This window comes from Chroococcidiopsis cubana SAG 39.79, from assembly GCF_003991895.1.
In the GTDB taxonomy this organism is placed as follows: Bacteria; Cyanobacteriota; Cyanobacteriia; order Cyanobacteriales; family Chroococcidiopsidaceae; genus Chroococcidiopsis; species Chroococcidiopsis thermalis.
The window spans coordinates 1-787 of the sequence record NZ_RSCK01000279.1; the positions used below are offsets into that span (position 1 = coordinate 1).

At 45.0% G+C, this 787-nt stretch carries 1 protein-coding gene; it reads right to left on the bottom strand.

What is annotated here, in order from left to right:
• Window positions 1–7: 7 nt before the first annotated feature.
• A protein-coding gene (locus DSM107010_RS37890) for an IS1 family transposase (RefSeq protein ID WP_127025463.1) occupies window positions 8–729 on the bottom strand; the annotation gives its coding sequence in 2 pieces (ribosomal slippage) (window positions 8–423 and window positions 423–729; 723 coding nt in all).
• Between the last annotated feature and the right edge of the window lie 58 nt (window positions 730–787).

A 787-nucleotide genomic window follows, 5' to 3' on the forward strand; every position in this document is an offset into this window, starting at 1 on the left:
GGTAGTCCTACACAAGTAAGGATGAGTTATAGTGATGAATGAAATACCAGATAGCTCCGATATGGTTATCCAACTTTTTCGAGAAGGATAAAGTATCTCTCACCAAGCGTGAAACTCGTTGACGTAGGGTGCAGTTAAACCGCTCAATCAAGCTGGTCTGACCACTTTTTTTACTGACAGCGCGATGTCTGGACTCAGGAATCACTTGCTCATACGCCTCCCAGAAATCTGTATAGCAGACGGCACATTGTTTATACACGCTTGGTAGCGACTGCCATAATCCGCGTGCACCATCACCAGAGCGATTGCCAACATAGCAGCCCACGATTTCGCCACTCTTCCAGTCCAAAGCAAGCCAAACCCACTGCTTATTACCTTTGTTGCCTACAAAAGACCACATCTCGTCACACTGGATAGTCAAGCGCCCCTTTTTTTCTCCTCAATCTCTACTTGTCGCCCAGTTACTTCATATTTAGCGTTGACATAGGTTTGTAGCCATTGCTCGGAAACCCCAATAACTCTGGTAATCCCTGCCAAGGACAGCCTTTCCCACAGCAACTTATCAATTAGATTTCTAGTCTCTTGTCCAATTACCTTTTTCGTCGGATATTGGACAAACTGCCTGCCACAAGCCTTGCACTTGAAGTTTTGCCGACCGTTATGAATTCTGCCGTTCTTTACAACGTGAGTTGATTGACAACGAGGACAAGCGAGAGTGGTTGCTAGCATGATTAGAAGTTGAAAAACCTCTCTTCTATACTTACATCCTTACTTGTTTAGGACTACC